Origin of the sequence: Rhodoferax sp. UBA5149 (genome assembly GCF_002413825.1) — a bacterium.
Lineage (GTDB): Bacteria > Pseudomonadota > Gammaproteobacteria > Burkholderiales > Burkholderiaceae_C > Rhodoferax.
Map to the genome: position 1 here is coordinate 27160 of NZ_DHXT01000150.1, position 4835 is coordinate 31994.

The 4835-nt window shown below is 63.9% G+C and carries 4 protein-coding genes; 3 read left to right on the forward strand and 1 reads right to left on the reverse strand.

Going from position 1 to position 4835, the window contains the following annotated elements; genetic code table 11:
- The 3 genes from B3V69_RS12935 to B3V69_RS12945 form a co-directional block, all read left to right on the forward strand.
- Positions 1-773: ABC transporter ATP-binding protein (locus tag B3V69_RS12935; protein WP_296447148.1), on the forward strand; the 773-nt coding region annotated here is incomplete at its 5' end.
- Positions 770-1906: an ABC transporter permease gene (locus B3V69_RS12940; RefSeq protein ID WP_296447150.1), complete on the forward strand. Its 1137-nt coding sequence runs from the start codon at positions 770-772 to the stop codon at positions 1904-1906. The genes B3V69_RS12935 and B3V69_RS12940, both read left to right, overlap by 4 nt.
- 182 nt (positions 1907-2088) lie before the next feature.
- A complete protein-coding gene (locus B3V69_RS12945) occupies positions 2089-4023 on the forward strand; it encodes a RecQ family ATP-dependent DNA helicase (RefSeq protein ID WP_296447152.1) in 1935 nt (644 codons plus the stop codon).
- Between the two features lie 20 nt (positions 4024-4043).
- Here the strand turns inward: B3V69_RS12945 and B3V69_RS12950 are convergent, their stop codons facing one another.
- The gene (locus B3V69_RS12950) at positions 4044-4751 is read right to left on the reverse strand and encodes a VOC family protein (protein WP_296447154.1); all 708 of its coding nucleotides are present in this window, start codon (positions 4749-4751) and stop codon (positions 4044-4046) included.
- Positions 4752-4835 lie beyond the last annotated feature (84 nt).

Genomic DNA, 4835 nt, shown 5'->3' on the forward strand with positions numbered 1-4835 from the left:
TGACGCCCGACGGCGGCTCCGGCACCTGTCTGGGGCTGGACCTCATCACGCAGGCCGTGCAAATCAAGCGCCAGGTCGGCTACATGACGCAACGCTTTGGCCTTTATGACGACTTGACGATTCGAGAAAACCTGGATTTTGTCGCCCGCCTGTTCGAGCTGCCCCAGCGCAAGCGCTCGGTGGACCAGGCACTGGAACGGCTGGAGTTGACGGCGCGCCAGCACCAACTGGCCGGGGCCCTGTCCGGCGGCTGGAAGCAACGCCTGGCGCTGGCGGCCTGCCTGTTGCACGAGCCGCGCCTGTTGCTGCTCGATGAGCCGACAGCGGGGGTGGACCCGAAAGCGCGGCGCGATTTCTGGGATGAAATCCACCGCCTGGCGGCGCAGGGCATCACGGTGCTGGTCTCGACCCACTACATGGACGAAGCGGCGCGCTGCCATGAGCTGATGTACATCGCCAATGGCCAAATTCTGACCCGGGGCACGCAGGCCGACATCATCGAGCGGGCGGGCTTGGCCGTGTGGTCCGTCGCCGGTGCCCATCTGGAGGCCCTGGTGGCGCCGATCAAGGCGCTGCCCGGCGTGCTCAGCGTCTCCGCGTTCGGCAATACCGTGCACGTGGCGGGAGAAGATCAGGCGCTACTGAAAGCCTCGCTGGCACCCTACCGTGCGCGCAGCGACCTGCGGCTGACCACGGCCGAGGCCGATCTGGAGGATGTCTTCATCAGCCTGATGGACAAAGCCAAAGATGCCTATCAGGAGGCGGCGGCATGAGCGCCAAGTTCTCTTTCGCGCGCGTGACGGCCATCATCATCAAGGAGTTCCAGCAGATGCTGCGCGAGCGCCTGACCTTTGCCATGGCCATCGGGGTGCCGGTGATGCAGCTGATCCTATTTGGCTACGCCATCAACAACGACCCCAAGGGCCTGCCCACGGCGCTGGTGGCCTATGACAACGGGCCGCTGGCGCGCAGCCTGGTGGCCTCCATCCAGAACACCGGCTACTTCCACGTCGTGGCCCAGCCCGCTACCGAGGTGCAGGCGGAGCGCCTGCTGGAGACCGGGGAGGTCCAGTTCATGCTGGCGATTCCGCCTGATTTCTCGAAACGCGTGGTGCGCGGCGAAAAACCCGCCGTGCTGGTGGCGGTGGACGCGACCGACCCGTCCGCCGCCAGCAACGCCATTGCGGCCCTGGGGCAAATCACTCCGCTGGCACTGGCGCACGACCTCACCGGGGCACTGGCCGGGTTGCAGCCGCGCGAGCCGCCGTTTGAGCTGCGCATTCACCGCCGCTACAACCCCGAAGGACTGACCCGCTACAACATCGTGCCGGGACTGATCGGCACCATTCTCACCATGACCATGGTGATGCTGACCTCGCTCGCCATGACGCGCGAGCGCGAACGCGGCACCATGGAAAACCTGCTGGCCACGCCGGTGCGCCCGTTCGAGGTGATGGTGGGGAAAATCACGCCTTACATCATCATTGGTTATGTGCAGCTCAGCGTCATCATTCTGGCCGCCATTCTGTTGTTTGAGGTGCCGATCCTGGGTAGCGTGACCCTGCTGATGTTTGTCATCGGGCTGTTCATGCTGGCCAATCTGGGCGTGGGCTTTACCTTCTCGACCCTGGCGAGCAACCAGCTGCAGGCGATGCAGATGACGTTCTTTTTCTTTTTGCCCTCGATGCTGCTGTCCGGCTTCATGTTCCCGTTTCGCGGCATGCCGCGCTGGGCGCAGTGGCTGGGCGAAATGCTGCCGCTGACCCACCTCTTGCGTGCGGTGCGCGCCATCATGCTCAAGGGCGCCAGCCTGAGTGAAGTGGCGCCCAACCTCTGGCCGATGACCTTGTTTTTGTTCGTGGTGGGCGGCATCGCGCTCAAACGCTATCGCCAGACGCTGGACTGAAATCTTGCCATTTCAAAATCCCCGGACAATAGGGGCATGAAACACCTCCGTTTTGGAAACCCGGCGCGGGTTGGCGCGTGGCGGGGCCCGGACCGTCTCCCTGGCCCAAAGGTTTAAGCTAAATCGGCCTCTAGCCCTCGTGCAGCCTGCGCAAGCAGCTATTAAATATATAGCAACACATTTTGTCTATCCATCTCATTCTTCAAGAAGTCTTTGGCTACGGTGAGTTCCGTGGGCCGCAGCAAGCGATCATCGAGCACGTGGTGGCGGGTGGCGACGCGCTGGTGCTGATGCCCACCGGCGGCGGCAAATCGCTGTGTTACCAGATTCCGGCAATTGCGCGCGAGCAGGCCGGGCAGGGCATCACGGTGGTGATCTCGCCGCTGATCGCGCTGATGCACGACCAGGTCGGTGCCTTGCATGAAGCCGGCGTCAGCGCCGCGTTTCTCAATTCCACCTTGTCGGGCGAGGAAGCCTCGCAGGTGGAAAAACGACTGCTGCGCGGCGACATCACCTTGCTGTATTGCGCGCCCGAACGGGTGACGACGCCGCGTTTTCTGGCGCAGCTCGATTCTTTGTACGAGCGCGGCAAATTGAGCCTGTTTGCCATCGACGAGGCGCATTGCGTGAGCCAGTGGGGCCACGACTTCCGGCCCGAATACCGGGCTTTGACGGTGCTGCACGAGCGCTATGGCAGTGTGCCGCGCATTGCGCTGACGGCGACTGCCGACACGCTGACCCGCGCCGACATCGTGGAGCGGCTGCAGTTGCAGGATGCGCGCCTGTTTCTGAGCAGCTTTGACCGCCCCAACATCAGCTACACCATCGTCGAAAAGCGCGAGGCCACGCAACAGCTGTTGCGCTTCATCTCCAACGAGCACCGGGGCGAGGCCGGCATCGTCTACTGCCAGTCGCGCAAGCGCGTCGAAGAGGTCGCCAATATGCTGTGCGACGAGGGCATCGCCGCGCTGCCCTACCACGCCGGGTTGGATACCAAGGTGCGCCAGGCGAACCAGGACCAGTTTCTGCGCAGCGAGGGCATTGTGATGGTCGCCACCATCGCCTTCGGCATGGGCATCGACAAGCCCGATGTGCGCTTTGTCGCGCACCTGGACATGCCCAAGAACATCGAGGGCTACTACCAGGAAACGGGTCGCGCCGGGCGCGATGGCGAGGCCGCCGACGCCTGGATGTGCTACGGCCTGCAAGACGTGGTGAACCAGCGCCGCATGATTGACGAAAGCCCGGCCGGCGAGGAATTCAAGCAAGGCCTGCGCGGCAAGCTCGATGCCCTGCTGGGCCTGGCCGAAGCCACCGATTGCCGCCGTGTGCGCCTGCTTGCGTACTTTGGGGAGACGTACGGTGCGGAGTCCGCCGCCGCGCCGGGCCGCCCCAAGCAAGGCACGGCCCCCTCGGGGGGCAGCACAGCACACGAAGTGGCAAGCGTGGGGGCTCGTTGTGGTAATTGCGACAACTGCCTGCAGCCGCCCGCCGTGTGGGACGGCACCGATGCCGCCCGCAAGCTGCTCAGCACCGTCTACCGCGTGCAGCAAATGGGCGGCATCAGCTATGGCGCGGGCCACATCATGGACATCCTGCGCGGCAAAACCACCGAGAAGGTGACGCAGCGCGGGCACGAAAGCCTCAGCACCTTCGGCATTGGCGCCGCCTTCAGCGAAGTGCAGTTGCGCGGCGTGCTGCGCCAGTTGATCGCCATCGGCGCCGTCACGGTCGATGCCCAGGCCTTCAACACCTTGCAGCTGACCGACGCCTCGCGCGCCGTGCTCAAGGGCGAGGTCGCGGTGCAGCTGCGTGAATCGGTCTCGACCCCGTCCGAGCGCAAAGCCAAGCGCGGCAGCGCCGCCGCCGTGGTCAAAGTGCCGGCCTCACTCGATGCCGAGGGCCAGGAGCGCTATGTCGCCCTGAAAGCCTGGCGCTCAGAAGTGGCCAAGGAACACAATCTGCCCGCTTACGTGATTTTTCACGATGCCACGCTGGCGGCCATTGCCGAGCGCGCGCCGCAATCGCTGGACGATTTGCAAGGCATCAGCGGCATCGGGGCGAAAAAGCTGGAAGCCTATGGGCACGAAGTGTTGCGCGTGATGGTCAGCGTCTAACCGTTGATGCGGCCGAAGCGCTAAATCCCGTGGCTGTGAAGCTCAACCAGGCCCTTGGGCGTGTGCAGGGTCGCGCGCAGGTTGGCCGGGCCGACCTCCACCGCGATGCCGGTGAGGCCGATGGCATCAAAAGCCGCTTGCAGCTTGTCGGCCGTAGGATGCGTGACGCCGATACTCTGCAGCGTCACGCCGGATCGAGGCAAGCTGTTTCTAGGGTGCAGGCGCAGGGGCTCGGCCGCATCGGGCTTGCCCCATTGAATCAAGCTGGGCAGCGCGCCGTTGAACAGGCGCTGCCCGTCCTCACGCACGGTGACCTGCCATTGCAACACGCCCCGGCGTGAATGGCGTTTGGCTTGCACCGCTGGCCCGCGATCAATGCCTTGCGCTTTCAACGCGTTGCGAGCGGCCTGGATGTCGCTGGTATTGGCAACAAAATGCACCAAACGCGGCTCGATGGCGACGGCTGCCTGCAGCGCCGCATCATCCATGTCAAACCAGCGCTTGGTCGGCGCATTGGCGGGCCTTTTTGCTTCCGGATTGATGGCAATAATTTCAAAATAGGCCAGCGGGTTGGCCGGTGTCGCGATTTTAAACAAGCGGTTATGGGTGCCATACTGCTCATGTTCACCGCCCGGGCCGGGCGTGATGCCCAACGTGGCCTCGCACCACTGCACCCCGAGTTCCAGCGTTGGTGCGACGACGACCAAGTGATCAATTTGTGTTTTCATGGTCTGACCATAACATCCACGCATTCACCGCGCGTTCCTCACCCTGAAAGAAAGAGCTGGCATGGCCCGGTGGCCGGCCTTCCC